The 14501-nt window shown below is 72.4% G+C and carries 17 protein-coding genes; 15 read left to right on the forward strand and 2 right to left on the reverse strand.

Features of this window, described 5'->3' with window-relative positions:
* The first annotated feature begins 44 nt into the window (after positions 1–44).
* Genes pgsA through ABC138_RS04735 form a run of 5 tightly spaced genes read left to right on the forward strand, consistent with a single transcriptional unit; the run spans position 45 to position 3830 of the window.
* Positions 45–683, forward strand: a complete 639-nt coding sequence (pgsA, locus tag ABC138_RS04715) for a phosphatidylinositol phosphate synthase (RefSeq protein ID WP_068324453.1) — start codon at positions 45–47, stop codon at positions 681–683.
* Complete coding sequence (locus tag ABC138_RS04720; RefSeq protein WP_068324450.1) at positions 680–1615, forward strand: phosphatidylinositol mannoside acyltransferase; 936 nt, start codon at positions 680–682, stop codon at positions 1613–1615. The genes pgsA and ABC138_RS04720 overlap by 4 nt, the downstream gene beginning before the upstream one ends.
* Positions 1612–2787, forward strand: coding sequence for a glycosyltransferase family 4 protein (locus tag ABC138_RS04725; RefSeq protein WP_068324447.1), 1176 nt, complete (start codon positions 1612–1614; stop codon positions 2785–2787). The genes ABC138_RS04720 and ABC138_RS04725 overlap by 4 nt, the downstream gene beginning before the upstream one ends.
* A complete protein-coding gene (locus ABC138_RS04730; RefSeq protein WP_068324444.1) occupies positions 2784–3356 on the forward strand; it encodes a hypothetical protein in 573 nt (190 codons plus the stop codon). Before ABC138_RS04725 ends, ABC138_RS04730 begins: the two co-directional genes overlap by 4 nt.
* Positions 3357–3401: 45 nt before the next feature.
* Positions 3402–3830, forward strand: a complete 429-nt coding sequence (locus tag ABC138_RS04735) for a hypothetical protein (protein ID WP_068324441.1) — start codon at positions 3402–3404, stop codon at positions 3828–3830.
* 4 nt (positions 3831–3834) lie between these two features.
* Here ABC138_RS04735 and ABC138_RS04740 read toward each other — a convergent pair whose 3' ends face one another.
* Entirely contained in the window at positions 3835–5166 is a 1332-nt protein-coding gene (locus tag ABC138_RS04740) for an aminotransferase class I/II-fold pyridoxal phosphate-dependent enzyme (protein WP_068324438.1), read from the reverse strand.
* A 126-nt stretch (positions 5167–5292) separates the two neighbouring features.
* Between ABC138_RS04740 and pdxS the strand changes: the two genes are divergently transcribed.
* A complete protein-coding gene (gene pdxS, locus ABC138_RS04745; protein ID WP_068421671.1) occupies positions 5293–6189 on the forward strand; it encodes a pyridoxal 5'-phosphate synthase lyase subunit PdxS in 897 nt (298 codons plus the stop codon).
* A 75-nt stretch (positions 6190–6264) separates the two neighbouring features.
* Here pdxS and ABC138_RS04750 read toward each other — a convergent pair whose 3' ends face one another.
* Complete coding sequence (locus tag ABC138_RS04750; RefSeq protein ID WP_338538150.1) at positions 6265–6597, reverse strand: hypothetical protein; 333 nt, start codon at positions 6595–6597, stop codon at positions 6265–6267.
* A gap of 83 nt (positions 6598–6680) precedes the next feature.
* Between ABC138_RS04750 and pdxT the strand changes: the two genes are divergently transcribed.
* The 9 genes from pdxT to ABC138_RS04795 all read left to right on the forward strand — a co-directional run bounded on the left by pdxT (position 6681) and on the right by ABC138_RS04795 (position 14493).
* Positions 6681–7292 (forward strand): pyridoxal 5'-phosphate synthase glutaminase subunit PdxT, encoded by a 612-nt coding sequence (gene pdxT / locus ABC138_RS04755; RefSeq protein WP_338538149.1) that lies wholly within the window; start codon positions 6681–6683, stop codon positions 7290–7292.
* 44 nt (positions 7293–7336) lie between these two features.
* On the forward strand, positions 7337–8098 hold the full coding sequence (locus tag ABC138_RS04760) for a YebC/PmpR family DNA-binding transcriptional regulator (protein ID WP_068324426.1): 762 nt from the start codon (positions 7337–7339) through the stop codon (positions 8096–8098).
* Positions 8099–8184: 86 nt separating this feature from the next.
* Positions 8185–8721: a crossover junction endodeoxyribonuclease RuvC gene (gene ruvC / locus ABC138_RS04765; RefSeq protein ID WP_068325396.1), complete on the forward strand. Its 537-nt coding sequence runs from the start codon at positions 8185–8187 to the stop codon at positions 8719–8721.
* Entirely contained in the window at positions 8718–9311 is a 594-nt protein-coding gene (ruvA, locus tag ABC138_RS04770; protein WP_338538148.1) for a Holliday junction branch migration protein RuvA, read from the forward strand. The genes ruvC and ruvA overlap by 4 nt, the downstream gene beginning before the upstream one ends.
* A complete protein-coding gene (gene ruvB, locus ABC138_RS04775) occupies positions 9308–10429 on the forward strand; it encodes a Holliday junction branch migration DNA helicase RuvB (RefSeq protein ID WP_068324420.1) in 1122 nt (373 codons plus the stop codon). Before ruvA ends, ruvB begins: the two co-directional genes overlap by 4 nt.
* A 141-nt stretch (positions 10430–10570) precedes the next feature.
* Complete coding sequence (gene yajC, locus ABC138_RS04780; protein ID WP_068324417.1) at positions 10571–10879, forward strand: preprotein translocase subunit YajC; 309 nt, start codon at positions 10571–10573, stop codon at positions 10877–10879.
* A gap of 1 nt (position 10880) precedes the next feature.
* Entirely contained in the window at positions 10881–12752 is a 1872-nt protein-coding gene (gene secD, locus ABC138_RS04785; RefSeq protein WP_345912873.1) for a protein translocase subunit SecD, read from the forward strand.
* Positions 12749–13966 carry a protein translocase subunit SecF gene (secF, locus tag ABC138_RS04790; RefSeq protein ID WP_245634687.1) on the forward strand — a complete coding sequence of 406 codons (1218 nt, stop codon included), beginning with the start codon at positions 12749–12751 and terminating at the stop codon, positions 13964–13966. Before secD ends, secF begins: the two co-directional genes overlap by 4 nt.
* Positions 13963–14493 carry an adenine phosphoribosyltransferase gene (locus ABC138_RS04795; protein WP_345912875.1) on the forward strand — a complete coding sequence of 177 codons (531 nt, stop codon included), beginning with the start codon at positions 13963–13965 and terminating at the stop codon, positions 14491–14493. Before secF ends, ABC138_RS04795 begins: the two co-directional genes overlap by 4 nt.
* Positions 14494–14501 lie beyond the last annotated feature (8 nt).

The raw sequence follows: 14501 nt of genomic DNA on the forward strand, positions 1-14501 counted from the left end.
GTTCGCCTTGGGCAAGCCCCACGCCGGTTACGCTGTCTCCCGAGATGCTCAATCGATACGCACGCGCCGCCGTCACCCGGATCCTGACCCCGGTGGCGAGACTGCTCATCCGCCTGGGCATCAGCCCCGACGTCGTGACCATCGTGGGCACGATCGGTGTCTGCCTCGGCGCCCTCGTCTTCTTCCCCCGCGGGGAGCTGCTCGTCGGCGTCCTCGTCATCACCGCCTTCGTCTTCTCCGACACCATCGACGGCGTCATGGCCCGCCTGCAGGGCCGCACGAGCAAGTGGGGGGCCTTCCTCGACTCGACGCTCGACCGCATCGGTGACGCGGCGATCTTCTCCGGCCTGGCGATCTGGTTCTTCCAGGGCGGCGACGACCGTGTCATGGCCTGGCTGGCGCTGGCCTGCCTCGTCCTCGGCAGCGTCGTCTCCTACGCCCGGGCACGCGCCGAGGGCCTCGGCATGACCGCCAGCGTCGGGATCGCCGAGCGCGCCGACCGGCTCGTCGCCGCACTCGTGACGACCGGTCTCGTCGGCCTCGGCCTGCCGGAGATCGTGCTCAAGGTCGTGCTCGCGGTGCTCGCCGTCGCCAGCGTCGTCACGATCCTCCAACGGGTGCTCTTCGTCCGCCAGCAGTGCATCGCCGCAGAGTCCGCCGACTCCACACCCGCGTCCTCGTGACCCGGCTGCGTCGACGGGTCACGGTCTGGGCCTTCCTCCTGGCGTGGCGGGTCCTGCGGGTCCTGCCGACGGGCGTGGCCTACCGGGTCTTCGACCTCGCCGCCGACCGCACGTACGCCGGCAACGGCACGTCGGTGCAGCGGCTGCGCGCCAACTACGCACGGGTGCGCCCTGAGCTGACCCCCGAGCAGCTCGAGGAGCTCGTGGCGAAGGGGGTCCGGGCCGCCCTGCGCTACTACGTCGAGGCTTTCCGCCTCCCCGCGGTCCGCGGGGACCGCGTCGACTCGATCGTCAGGTACGAGGGCGCGATGCCCGAGCTGAAGTCGCACCTGCTCGCCGGCCGCCCCGTCCTGTGCTTCCTCGGCCACACCGGCAACTGGGACCTCGCCGGCGTGTGGTGCGCCCGCCACCTCGGGACCGTCGTCACCGTCGCCGAGCGCCTGGAGCCGGAGGAGATGTTCCGCGCCTTCCTCGACTACCGCGAGGGCCTGGGCATGGTGATCCACCCGGCGGAGCGAGGCACCTTCGCCAAGCTGCGCGCCCAGCTCGAGACGGGGGACCCGGTCGTCATGCCGTTGCTGGCCGACCGTGACCTGTCCTCGAGCGGCATCGAGGTCGACCTGTGCGGGCACCGCGCCCGGGTGGCCGCCGGCCCCGCCGCGCTGGCGGTCGAGAGCGGCTACCCGCTCTACCCCGTGACGCTGCGCCACGAGCGCGTCGGCCGCACCTGGGGCATGGTCGTGACGATCCACGAGGCCGTCGACGTCCCTCCGCCCGGCGACCCGGGTGCCGTGGCCCGCGCGACCCAGGCCTGCGCCGACGCCTTCGGGCGGGCGATCACGGAGCACACGCAGGACTGGCACATGATGCAGCGCGTCTTCGTCGAGGATCTCGACCCCGCGCGCCCGGCCGCCCGCGAGGAGGCCGCATGAGGATCGGGCTCGTCAGCCCCTACTCCTTCGATGTGCCGGGTGGGGTGCAGTTCCACATCCGGGACCTCGCCGAGTACCTCATCGCCCACGGCCACCACGCGTCCGTCCTGGCGCCCGCCGACGAGGGGACGGTCCTCCCTTCGTACGTCGTGCCCGCGGGCCGGGCGGTGCCGATCCGCTACAACGGCTCGACCGCCCGGCTGCTCTTCGGCCCGGTGGCGGCCGCCCGCGTCGGCCGGTGGCTCGACGAGGGCGACTTCGACGTCGTGCACATCCACGAGCCGCTCGCCCCGAGCCTGTCGATTCTCGCGCTGTGGGCCGCCACGAGCCCGGTCGTCGCGACCTTCCACACGTCCAACGTCCGCTCGCGCGTCATGCAGGCGGCGTACCCGCTGCTGCGCCCGTCGCTGGAGAAGATCCACGGTCGGATCGCCGTCTCGGAGGACGCCCGCCGGACGGTGACGACCCACATCGGTGGCGACGCGGTCGTCATCCCCAACGGTGTCGACACCCGGGCCTTCGCGCAGGCCACCCGCGACCCGCGGTGGACCGGTGCTCCCGGCCGCCCGACCCTCGTCTTCCTCGGCCGGATCGACGAGCCGCGCAAGGGCCTGCAGGTCCTCGCGGCCGCGATGCCGGCGATCCTCGACGAGGTGCCCGGCGCACGGCTGCTCGTCGTCGGCCCGGGGTCCCTCGACGCGGCCAGGGCGCGGCTGACCGAGCGGGTGCTCGCCGCGACGGAGTTCCTCGGGGCGCTCTCCGACGAGGACAAGGCGGCCGCCCTCGCCTCGGCCGACCTCTACATCGCGCCGCACACCGGGGGCGAGAGCTTCGGGATCGTCCTCGTCGAGGCGATGGCTGCCGGGGCGCCCGTGCTCGCCAGCGACCTCGCCGCCTTCCAGCGGGTCCTCGACGGTGGCCGCTCGGGGATGGCCGGGGCCACCTTCGCCAACGAGCGCCCCGAGGACCTCGCCGCCCGCGCGGTCGAGCTGCTCCGCGACCCGGCGCGCCTGCGGGCACTGTCCGAGCTCGGGCAGGAGCGGGCGCGGGTCTTCGACTGGCAGGTCGTCGCCAAGGAGATCCTGGCCGTCTACGAGACGGTCCTCGACGCACGTCCCGCGCCGCGAGCCGTCACCCGCCTGCGGCCGGGGCTCGGCGGTGACCGCGCATGACCGCGCTCAGCTGGGTCGCCGTCGTCGTCTGCGTGCTCCTCGTGCTCGCCTGGTACCTCTCCTACAGCGCCGCGCGCCTCGACCGGCTGCACGCCAAGGTCGAGGGGGCCCTGTCCGCGCTCGACGCCCACGTGGTGCGTCGCGCCGAGGCGAGCCTCGAGCTGGCCAACAGCGGGGCGCTCGACCCGGCGAGCGGCTTCCTGCTCGCGGCCGCCGCGAGCCAGTCGCTGGAGCTGGTCAACGAGCGCACCTTCGAGTCCGACCTCCTCGAGGGCCAGCACTTCGCGGGCCGCGAGAGCGTCGAGAGCGAGCTGACCGAGATCCTCCACGCGGCCCTCCCGCCGGAGGTCACCCGCGAGATCCGGGCGAAGGGGGATCCCGGCGCGGCCACGCTCGAGCGGGTCCGCGAGGCGAGCCTGCGCGTGCAGCTCGCTCGCCGCTTCCACAACGAGGCGGTCAAGGAGGTCCAACGGGTGCGCACCAAGCGCGTCGTGGGCCTCTTCCGGCTCGCCGGCCACGCCGACCTGCCGCAGACCGTGGAGTTCGACGACACCCTGCCGGGGGAGTGACCCCCACCGCTCCCCAGCCGGCCGGTGACGGGGCATGATCGACCCATGACTCCGGCGGACCTGACCCTCGTCGCCCCCATCAACGAGCTGCTGACGCTCTCCGGACTGCCGCGCATCGGGCTGGGGCACCTCCTGGGTGCCCAGCTCGTCGTGCTGCTCGGGGACCAGGCGCTGAGCGCGGTGCCTGCCGCCAGGCGCCGTCGGCGGCGCCGACGCCGTGGCGGAGGTGGGTTCGGCTTCCTCCTGCTGCTGTGCTGCCTCCTGCCGCTCGCGGCCCTCGCGGTCGTGGCCTACCTCGTCTGGAACCGCCGTCGTGGCGGTGGCGGTGGCGGTGGCGGAGGGACGCCTCCCTTCGGGGGCGGGTCGGGACACCAGCCGCCCCCGTCGACCGGGACGCAGCTGCCGCCGCCCGCGCCGGGTGCGCCGGGGACGCCCCCGCCGCCCCCGAGCGGTCCGGGGCACCCACTGCCGTAGGCGCTCAGCCGCTCTCGTGGACGGCAGCGACGATGTCCGTGGCCAGCGTCGCCGCGTCCTCGTCGTCGAGGTCGTGCACGGTGAGGCGCAGGTGGCGCGAGGGCTCGTCGGTCTCCTCGAGACGGAAGTCGTCACCGGTGCGCACCAGCCAGCCCCGCCGGGTCAGCCGCTCGGCGACCTCGCGAGCGGCGACGGGCAGGCCGACCCACAGGCTCATCCCGTCGCCGGCCGCCGTCGCCAGACCCCGCTCGGTGAGCAGCGCTGCGAAGGCGGCATTGCGCTGCGCGTAGTGCGAGCTCGCGCGGTCGATGAGGGCCAGGGCGGCCTCGTCCGTCATGACCGAGTGGGTGATGCGTTGCAGCAGGTGGCTGACCCACGTGGTGCCGGGGCTGAGGCGCATCTCCAGCCGTGAGGCCGTGTCGGCGTCGCACGCCGTCACGGCGAGGCACATGTCCGGTCCGGCGAACTTCGAGACCGAGCGCACGAGCGCCCAGCGCTGGTGCTCCGGCCCGATGATCGAGTGGAAGGGCCGGCGGGACAGGTAGGAGAAGTAGTCGTCCTGCACGACGAGGACGTAGGGATGCGCGGCCAGCACGGCCCGCAGGGCCTCGGCGCGGCGGGCGCTCAGCGACGCGCCGGTCGGGTTCTGGGCCCGGGGCGTGCACACCACCGCCCGCGCCCCCTGCTCCAGGGCGCGGCGCAGTCCGTCGACGGTCATCCCCTCCGCGTCGACGGGGACGGGAACGGCGCGGTAGCCCCCGAGCTGGGCGAGGTGGATGCTCGCGAGGAAGCAGGGGTCCTCGAGCGCGACCGTGTCGTCGCGCAGGAGTGCCTGGGCGAGGAGCCGCTCGACGGCGTCGACCGCACCGCTGGTGAGCGTGAGGCGCAGCTCGTCGGCGTCCGCCGGCACGTCCGGCGCCATCCACTCGCGGGCCCAGGCCAGCAGGTCGCGGTCGATCGTCGGTTCGCCGTAGAGCACGTGCCGTCCGGCAGCGGCCGCCAGGGCCGGACCGAGGTCGGGGATCAGGCGGGGGTCTGGGTTGCCGGTCCCGACGTCGCGCAGGGAGCCCGCGGCCGCGAAGCCCTCCTGCGGCACCCGGGAGCGCCGGGCGACGCGGGTGCCGGCACGGCCCTGGGAGACGACGACACCCGAGCGGGCGAGCACGCGGTAGGCGGCCACTGCCGTGTTGCGGTTGACGCCGAGCTGCTCGGCCAGGGCACGCACCGGCGGGAGGACCTCGCCGGGGGAGAGGTGGCCGCGCTCGACGAGACCCCGCACGCTGTCGGCGATCTCGGCGGCCGTGCCACCCGTGATCAGTGCTGCCTCGGTACCCACGCCCGCAGTCTAGGTGTGGTTCCCACGCCGCGGACGGTCAGGCCTGGTTTGACCTGTGCCGTGCTAGTTTCTGGCCTAGATCAAACAATCGGCCTGCGTGCCGGGCCACGGACGAGGGAGAAGACCATGGGCAACGAGACGACCGAGACCGGGACCGCGCGGGTCAAGCGCGGCATGGCCGAGATGCTCAAGGGCGGCGTCATCATGGACGTCGTCACCCCGGACCAGGCGAAGATCGCCGAGGACGCGGGCGCGGTCGCCGTGATGGCCCTCGAGCGTGTCCCGGCCGACATCCGTGCCCAGGGTGGTGTCTCGCGGATGAGCGACCCGGACATGATCGATGGGATCATCGAGGCCGTCTCGATCCCGGTCATGGCCAAGGCGCGCATCGGGCACTTCGTCGAGGCGCAGGTCCTGCAGGCCCTCGGCGTCGACTACATCGACGAGTCCGAGGTGCTCACCCCGGCCGACTACGCCAACCACATCGACAAGTGGAACTTCACCGTCCCCTTCGTCTGTGGTGCGACCAACCTCGGGGAGGCGCTGCGGCGTATCACCGAGGGCGCGGCGATGATCCGCTCCAAGGGTGAGGCCGGCACCGGCGACGTCTCCAACGCCACCACGCACATGCGCCAGATCCGCCAGCAGATCCGCCATCTCCAGGGTCTGCCCGAGGACGAGCTCTACGTCGCAGCCAAGGAGCTGCAGGCGCCGTACGAGCTCGTCAAGGAGGTCGCGACCGCGGGCAAGCTGCCGGTCGTGCTCTTCACCGCTGGTGGGATCGCGACCCCGGCCGACGCCGCGATGATGATGCAGCTCGGCGCCGAGGGCGTCTTCGTCGGCTCCGGCATCTTCAAGTCCGGCAACCCGGCGCAGCGCGCCGAGGCGATCGTCAAGGCGACGACCTTCTACGACGACCCCGACACCCTGGCCAAGGTCTCCCGCGGCCTCGGCGAGGCGATGGTCGGCATCAACGTCGACGAGATCCCGCAACCGCACCGCCTCGCCGAGCGCGGTTGGTGACGACGGGCCGAGCGACGACGCCGGCCGGGACGTGCTGTCCCGGCCGGCGTCGGCGTGCGCCCTGCGTCCCGGGCATCAGGCGAAGGTGCCCCCGCCGGGCGTGTCGCTCCCCGTGGTGGGGCGGTGGACATCGCCCACGCCCATCGTGCCCGTGCCCGGGGTCGGGCTCGTCGTGGTCCCCGAGGAGTCGCCTCCCGTGTGCTCCTTGACCTTCGACGTGACCTTCTCCTCGGCCTTGTGACCCAGGCCGACGGCAGCCTCCTGGGCCTGACCGGCCTTGCGCTGCACCTTCGGGTCACGCCAGACGCGCTTGGCCTGCGTGCTCAGCTTGTCGTACTGCTCGCGGCCGGCTCGGGTACCGAGCACATAGCCCACGGCTCCTGCGGCCAGCATCGTGATCTTGCCCATGACGTCCTCCAGAGGGGTTGGTGTGGGGTGGTGCGCCCTGTCGCTACCCGACGTCACCGACCTCAAACGGTTACATTCCGCCCATGACAGACCGCACCCGTCCCGTCATCGGCGTCCTGGCCGTCCAGGGCGACGTCCGGGAGCACCTGGCCGCGCTGGAGGGGGCAGGCGCGCAGGCCCTCGCGGTCCGTCGCCGCGAGGAGCTGGCGAGCGTGGACGCGCTCGTCCTGCCCGGCGGCGAGTCGACCACGATCGACAAGCTGACCCGCATCTTCGACCTGCGCGACCCCCTTCGCTCCCGCATCGCGGAGGGGATGCCGGTCTACGGCAGCTGCGCCGGGATGATCCTGCTCGCCGACCGCATCCTGGACGGGCACCGGGACCAGCAGACCCTTGGGGGCATCGACATCACGGTGCGGCGCAATGCCTTCGGGCGTCAGGTGGACTCCTACGAGACCGACCTCGACGTCGTCGGCGTCGACGGCGGTCCGGTGCGTGCGGTGTTCATCCGCGCCCCGTGGGTGGAGGAGGCCGGGCCGGGAGTGGAGGTGCTCGCGTCCGTCGAGGCGAAGGGGGAGACCCACCCCGTCGTCGTCCGGCAGGGCCGTCTGCTCGCCACGAGCTTCCACCCCGAGGTCACCGGTGACCACCGCGTGCACCGTCTCTTCGTCCAGATGGTGCACGGCTCCGCGTAGGATCGATCCTCGGACTACCTGCCAGCCAGTACGAGGAGACCAACGTGTCCGGCCACTCCAAATGGGCAACCACGAAGCACAAGAAGGCGGCGATCGACGCCAAGCGCGGCAAGCTCTTCGCCAAGCTCATCAAGAACATCGAGGTGGCCGCCCGCACGGGCGGTGGTGACCTCTCCGGCAACCCCACGCTCTACGACGCGGTCCAGAAGGCGAAGAAGAGCTCGGTCCCCAACGACAACATCGACCGCGCGGTCAAGCGCGGCTCCGGGGCCGAGGCCGGCGGCGCCGACTGGGAGAACATCACCTACGAGGGATACGCACCGGGCGGGGTCGCGATCCTCATCGAGTGCCTCACCGACAACAAGAACCGCGCGGCGACCGAGGTGCGGACCGCGCTGTCCCGCAACGGCGGCAACCTCGCCGACCCCAACTCCGTCGCCTACCTCTTCAACCGCAAGGGCGTCGTCATGGTGCCCAAGACGGAGAAGAGCGAGGACGACCTGCTCGAGATCGTGCTCGAGGCAGGCGCCGAGGAGATCAACGACTTCGGCGAGTCCTGGCAGATCGTCTCGGAGGCGACCGACTTCGTCGCGGTGCGCACCGCGCTGCAGGAGGCCGGCGTCGACTACGACTCCGCCGAGGCCTCCTTCCTGCCGAGCATGCAGGTGCCTCTCGACAAGGAGGGCGCGAAGAAGATGATGCGCGTCATCGACGCCCTCGAGGACAGCGACGACGTGCAGGACGTGTACACCAACGGTGACGTGTCCGACGAGGTCCTCGCCGAGCTCGAGGCCGAAGCCGAGTGACCCCGGCGTGTCGACGGCGCCGCCTGCGCCGTCGACACGTAGTCTCGAGTAGAACAGGTGTTCTAGTCGACGACAGGAGGGTGCACGTGCGCGTGCTTGCCGTGGACCCCGGCCTCACCCGGTGCGGCCTCGGCGTGGTCGAAGGTGAGGCCCGGGCCCTGCGCATGGTGGCCGTGGGCGTCGTGCGCACCTCCAGCGACCGCGACACCGGGGACCGGCTCGCGTACGTCCAGGACGAGCTCGATGCCTGGCTGGACCGCTTCGACCCGGACGCGATCGCGCTCGAGCGGGTCTACGCCGCCGACCACGTGCCGACCGTCATGACCACCGCCCAGGTGAGCGGGCTCGTGCTCCTCGCCGGTGCCCGCCGCGGCCTGCCGGTGGCGCTGCACACCCCGACCGAGGTCAAGGCCGCCGTCACCGGCTCCGGGCGGGCCGACAAGAGCCAGGTGACCTCGATGGTCACGCGCATCCTGTCGCTGCCCGAGGCCCCCACCCCGGCCGATGCCGCCGACGCGCTCGCCCTGGCGATCTGCCACCAGTGGCGTGGGGCCGGCTCCGCCCGGCGCGAGCTCGCGGCGGCCAGCGAGCGGGCACGGCTGCGGGCGGTGGCCGGCCCGTGATCGCCTCCGTCACCGGCACCGCCCGGCACGTCGGGCTCGACCGGGTCGTCGTCGACGTCCACGGCGTCGGCCTGCTCGTGCACACCCCGCCGTCGGTCGCCGCCGGCTGCCGCACCGGAGCCCCGGTCGAGCTCGCGACGACCATGGTCGTGCGCGAGGACTCGATGACCCTCTACGGCTTCGCGACCGTGGGGGAGAGGGACACCTTCGAGCTGGCGCAGACCGTGAGCGGGGTCGGGCCGCGCGTCGCGCTGGCGATCCTGTCCGTGCTCAGCCCCGACGACCTCGCCGCGGCCGTGGCCGGCGACGACATCGCGACCCTGACCAAGGTGCCCGGCATCGGCAAGAAGGGCGCCGAGCGCATCGCCCTCGAGCTGCGCGACAAGCTCCCGCAGGTGCCCGGCGGCGGGGCCGGCCCCGGGGCGGGCGCCCCCGTCGGCTCCTGGCAGGACCAGGTGGTCGAGGCCCTCGTCGGCCTGGGCTACTCGGTGAAGCAGTCCGCCGACGCCGTGGCCAGGGTGGCGGACGACCACGCCGGAGGCGATGTCTCCAGCGCCCTGCGCGCGGCCCTGCAGGTGCTCGCCCGATGAGCGGCTTCAGCTCCGAGATCAAGGTGGCCGACGAGGACCCGCGGCAGGGCGACGGCTCCTTCGACGCGACCGCCCGCATCGTCGACGCCGGCGGGACCGACGAGGACACGACCGTCGAGGCGGCCCTGCGCCCGAGACGGCTCTCCGAGTTCCCCGGCCAGCCCAAGGTGCGAGACCAGCTCGGCCTCGTCCTCGAGGCCGCCCGCCGGCGGGGGTCCCCGCCGGACCACGTGCTGCTGTCCGGCCCGCCGGGGCTCGGCAAGACGACCCTGGCGATGATCGTCGCCGCCGAGCTCGAGCAGCCGATCAGGGTCACCTCGGGCCCGGCGATCCAGCACGCGGGCGACCTGGCCTCGGTGCTGTCCTCGCTCGCGGAGGGCGAGGTGCTGTTCCTCGACGAGATCCACCGCATGTCCCGGCCGGCCGAGGAGATGCTCTACCTCGCCATGGAGGACTTCCGCGTCGACGTCATCGTCGGCAAGGGGCCCGGGGCGACGGCCATCCCGCTCGAGCTGCCCCCCTTCACCGTGGTCGGCGCCACCACGCGTGCCGGGCTGCTGCCCGCGCCGCTGCGCGACCGCTTCGGCTTCACCGGCCACCTCGACTTCTACGAGGTCGCCGACCTCGAGCGGATCCTCGCCCGCAGCGCGCGCCTGCTCGGCGTCGTCGCCGACGAGGACTCGCTCGCCGAGATCGCCACCCGGTCGCGGGGCACGCCACGCATCGCCAACCGGCTGCTGCGTCGGGTGCGCGACTGGGCGCAGGTCCACGGCAGCGGTCAGGTCGACCTCGACGCGGCCCGGGCTGCCCTCACGCTCTTCGACGTCGACGCCGCCGGGCTCGACCGGCTCGACCGGGCCGTGCTGGACGCGCTCTGCCGACGCTTCGGCGGGGGACCGGTCGGTCTGTCGACGCTCTCGGTCGCGGTCGGCGAGGAGACCGACACCGTCGAGACCGTCGCCGAGCCCTACCTCGTGCGACAGGGGTACATCGTGCGCAGCCCCCGCGGGCGCATCGCGACCGCGACGGCGTGGGAGCACCTGGGCCTCACCGCACCGGCGGGCGAGCAGGCCCCCCTTCGCCTCGACGACGGGCCGGAGACCGGGCGGCTGGGCTGATCCCGAACCGGAACCGGACGGGGTCGCGTGTCCGTTGGTGAGGGCAACGGCGCTGACCTAGACTCGGCCACTGGCTCGGGCCTCCCCGAGCCACTGCGACGTCGTGCCGACCGACCAGTCCCGACCCAGGAAGTCCTCCTCATGAACCAAGGCTCGCAGACCGCCAGCCTGCTCCTCCTCGTCCTGCCGCTGGTCCTCATCGGATTCATGCTCTGGTCCGCGCGCAGGCGGCAGAAGACCATGGCGGAGTTCTCCGCCTCGCTGCAGGTGGGGGACGAGATCTTCACGACCTCCGGGATCCTCGGTCGGATCACCGAGCTGGACACGGACCGGGTGCGCCTCGAGGTCGCGCCGGGCACCGTGCTCACGCTCGACCGTCGCGCCGTGGGCATGAAGGCGGAGCCGACCGGGCCGACCGGGCCGGTCGACGACCAGGCCGGGCAGGGCTGACATGGCGGAGCGTCGACGCACGCGGGACGTGGCCCGCAAGGACCACGCCAAGCGCACCCTGATGTGGCTGTTCGCCATGGTCGTCGTCATGACCGGTGCCCTGGGCTACGGCGTCCTGCAGAAGGACGCGAGCTGGGCCCCGCGCCTCGGACTCGACCTCGCAGGGGGCACCCAGATCGTCCTCGAGCCCCGCGTCGGCGGCGGCGGGTCGGTCTCCCAGGAGCAGCTCGCCGAGGCGCGCGACATCATCGTGCAGCGCATCGACTCGCAGGGCACCACCGGCGCCGAGGTCACCACGCAGGGTGACTCCAACATCGTCGTCGCGATGCCCGGCACCCCGACCAAGGAGCAGGAGGACGCCATCGCGGCGTCCTCGCAGATGCAGTTCCGCCCGGTCCTGGCCACCGACATCGGCAGCCCTGAGCTCCTCCAGCCGCAGCCCTCCGCGACCGGCTCCGGCTCTTCGAGCCCGACATCGGGTGCCGCGGAGCCGAGCGGGAGCTCGACCTCCCCGCGGCCCAGCGCCAGCCGCAGCAGCGAGACCTCTGCATCCCGCGACCGTGCCCGCACCGCGGCGACGACGTCCCCGAGCACCAGTCCCAAGAGCACCAGCAGCAAGAGCACCAGCAGCAAGAGCACCAGCGCCGCGCCCACCGAGGCGCCCACGCAGGGCTGGACGCCGTCCGGCAAGCCCACCGGCCCATTGGACCCCAACAACATCACCCCCGAGGTCTGGAAGCAGTTCCAGGAGCTCGACTGCTCCAAGCCGCCGGAGCAGCGTCCCGACACCAAGACCACCGAGCCGATCGTCGCCTGCAAGCAGGACGGCTCGCTGAAGTACGTGCTCGGCCCGGTCGTCGTGGCCGGTACCGAGATCGCCGACGCCGAGGCCGGCTACCGGGTCGGCCCGCAGGGCCAGCAGACCAACGAGCCCGAGATCTCCCTGACCCTCACGAGCAAGGGTCGCGGCGAGTACGGGGACATCTCCACGAAGATGGTCCAGCTGCCCGGGCTGTCCCCGGCCTCCCCGACCAACCCGCCCGGCTCCTACAACGCCCTCGCGGCGGTCCTCGACTCGCAGGTCCTCATCGACCCCGGCTTCAACGAGGCGATCCCCAACGGGCAGGCGAGCATCTCCGGCTTCCCGATCGAGGAGGCGCGCGCCCTCGCCAAGTCGCTGAAGTTCGGCGCACTGCCGCTCTCCTTCGACGTGCAGACCCGTCAGGAGATCAGCCCGACGCTCGGCTCCGAGCAGCTGCGCTACGGCGTCATCGCCGGCATCATCGGCCTCTTCGTCGTGCTGCTGTACTCGCTGCTGCAGTACCGCGCGCTGTCGGTCGTCGTCATGGGGTCGATGCTCATCGCCTTCGGCATGACGTACCTGTCGATCGCCCTGTTGGCGTGGGGGTACAACTACCGTCTCGACATGGCCGGCGTGACCGGCCTGATCATCGCCATCGGTGTCACCGCCGACAGCTTCATCGTCTACTTCGAACGGGTGAGGGACGAGCTGCGCGAGGGACGCAACCTGCGCGCCGCCGTCGAGGCCGGCTGGGCCCGCGCCAAGGGCACGATCCTCGTGGCCGACGGCGTCAACCTCATCGCCGCCGTCGTCCTCTACGTCCTCGCGAGCTCGGGCGTGCGTGGCTTCGCCTTCACGCTCGGCCTCACGACGCTCATCGACCTCATCGTCTTCTGGCTCTTCACGCACCCGCTGCTGACGATCCTCGCGCGCAACAAGTTCTTCGCGTCCGGTCACGCGTGGTCCGGCTTCGACGTCGACACCCTGCGTGAGGTCAAGCTGCGCTACCGCGGCCGGGGGCAGGTGGACGTCCCGCCCGCAGTGTCCGCCGCCGAGGGGAGCGTGTCATGAGCAGTCGGATGGCCCAGTGGGGCAACGACCTGTACACCGGCGACCGGTCGATCAACTTCGTCGGCAAGTCCAGGACCTGGTACATCATCTCGGCCGTGATCATGGCCGTCGCCGCCCTCGGGTTCCTCGTGCAGGGGCTCAACCTCAGCCTCGAGTTCACCGGTGGCTCGGAGTTCCGCGTCGCCACCTCGGGTGCCCCGGCCGACTACGAGGACGAGGCGACCGCCGCGGTCCGCGAGGTCGCCGGCAACGCCGCCTCTGCCAACGTCTCCACCCTCGGCGGGACGACGATCCGCGTCCAGACCGAGGAGCTCGACGGTGACCAGGCGCGCGAGGTCGCGCAGCAGCTCGCCACGACCTTCGGGGTCGAGAGCAACAAGGTCAGCTCCAGCTTCATCGGCCCCTCGTGGGGTGCCTCGGTGAGCCAGCAGGCCCTGCGCGCGCTCGTCGTCTTCATCATCATCACGACGGCGCTCATGGCGCTGTACTACCGCAACTGGAAGATGGCCCTCGCCTCGATGGTCGCCCTCGCCCACGACATGCTCATCACGGTGGGCATCTACACGTGGACCGGCTTCGAGGTCTCGCCGGCGACGCTCATCGGCTTCCTGACCGTCCTCGGCTACTCGCTCTACGACACGGTGGTCGTCTTCGACCACGTCAAGGAGAACACCCGAGCGGCCTTCCAGAACAAGCGCTCGACCTTCGCGAACGCGGCCAACCTCGCCGTCAACCAGACGCTCGTCCGCTCGGTCAACACCACGGTCATCGCCGTGCTGCCGATCCTCGCGGTCCTGGTCATCGGGTTCGCCAAGCTCGGTCCGGGCACCCTCCTCGACCTCTCGCTCGCGCTGTTCATCGGCATGACCGTGGGCGCCTTCTCCTCGGTCTTCATCGCGACCCCGCTCCTGGTGGACCTGCGGCGCAAGGACCCGGAGGTCCTCGCCCTCGACAAGGCCGCGGCCAAGCAGCCGGTGCGGACCCCCCTTCGCGAGTCCGTGCCCGCCGGCGCCGCGCCCACGACGACGAAGGGGGCGACCCCCGCCGCCTCCACGTCGGCGCCGAGCACGTCGGTCTCGTCGAGAGATGCGGAGCCGGTCGCCGGGGAGACCCCGCAGACCGTCACCGGTCGCGCCGTGCACAAGTACGCCCAGTCGGCCGGTCCGCGCAACCAGCCGAAGAAGACGCCGCGCAACCGACGGGGCAGCCGGTGAGCCGGACCCCGATGGAGCAGCGGATCCTCGTCGCGCTGCGGGACGTGCCCGACTTCCCCGAGCCGGGCGTGACCTTCAAGGACATCACCCCGCTGCTCGCGGACGCGGCGCTCTTCGCGGACGTCGTGCGGGCGCACGCGCGGCCTTGGCACGGCCGGGTCGACCTCGTCGCCGGTCTCGAGGCCCGTGGCTTCATCTTCGGGGCCGCGGTGGCCCTCGAGCTGGGCGTCGGGTTCGTGCCGGTGCGCAAGGCGGGGAAGCTGCCGGGGACCACCGTGGGGCTCGACTACGCGCTCGAGTACGGCTCGGCCCGGATCGAGGTCCACGAGGACGCGGTCGCCGCGGGCTCGCGGGTCCTCGTCGTCGACGACGTGCTCGCGACCGGGGGCACCGCGCGCGCGGCGTGCGAGCTCCTCGAGTCCTGCGGGGCGGTCGTGCCGGCGGTGGAGATCCTCGTGGAGATCGCGGTCCTCGACGGGCGGGCAGCCCTCGCGGGGCGTGACGTCCGGGCGCTGGTCACGGTCTAGGCTCACTC

It is taken from the genome of Janibacter sp. LM (genome assembly GCF_039631275.1).
In the GTDB taxonomy this organism is placed as follows: Bacteria; Actinomycetota; Actinomycetes; order Actinomycetales; family Dermatophilaceae; genus Janibacter; species Janibacter terrae.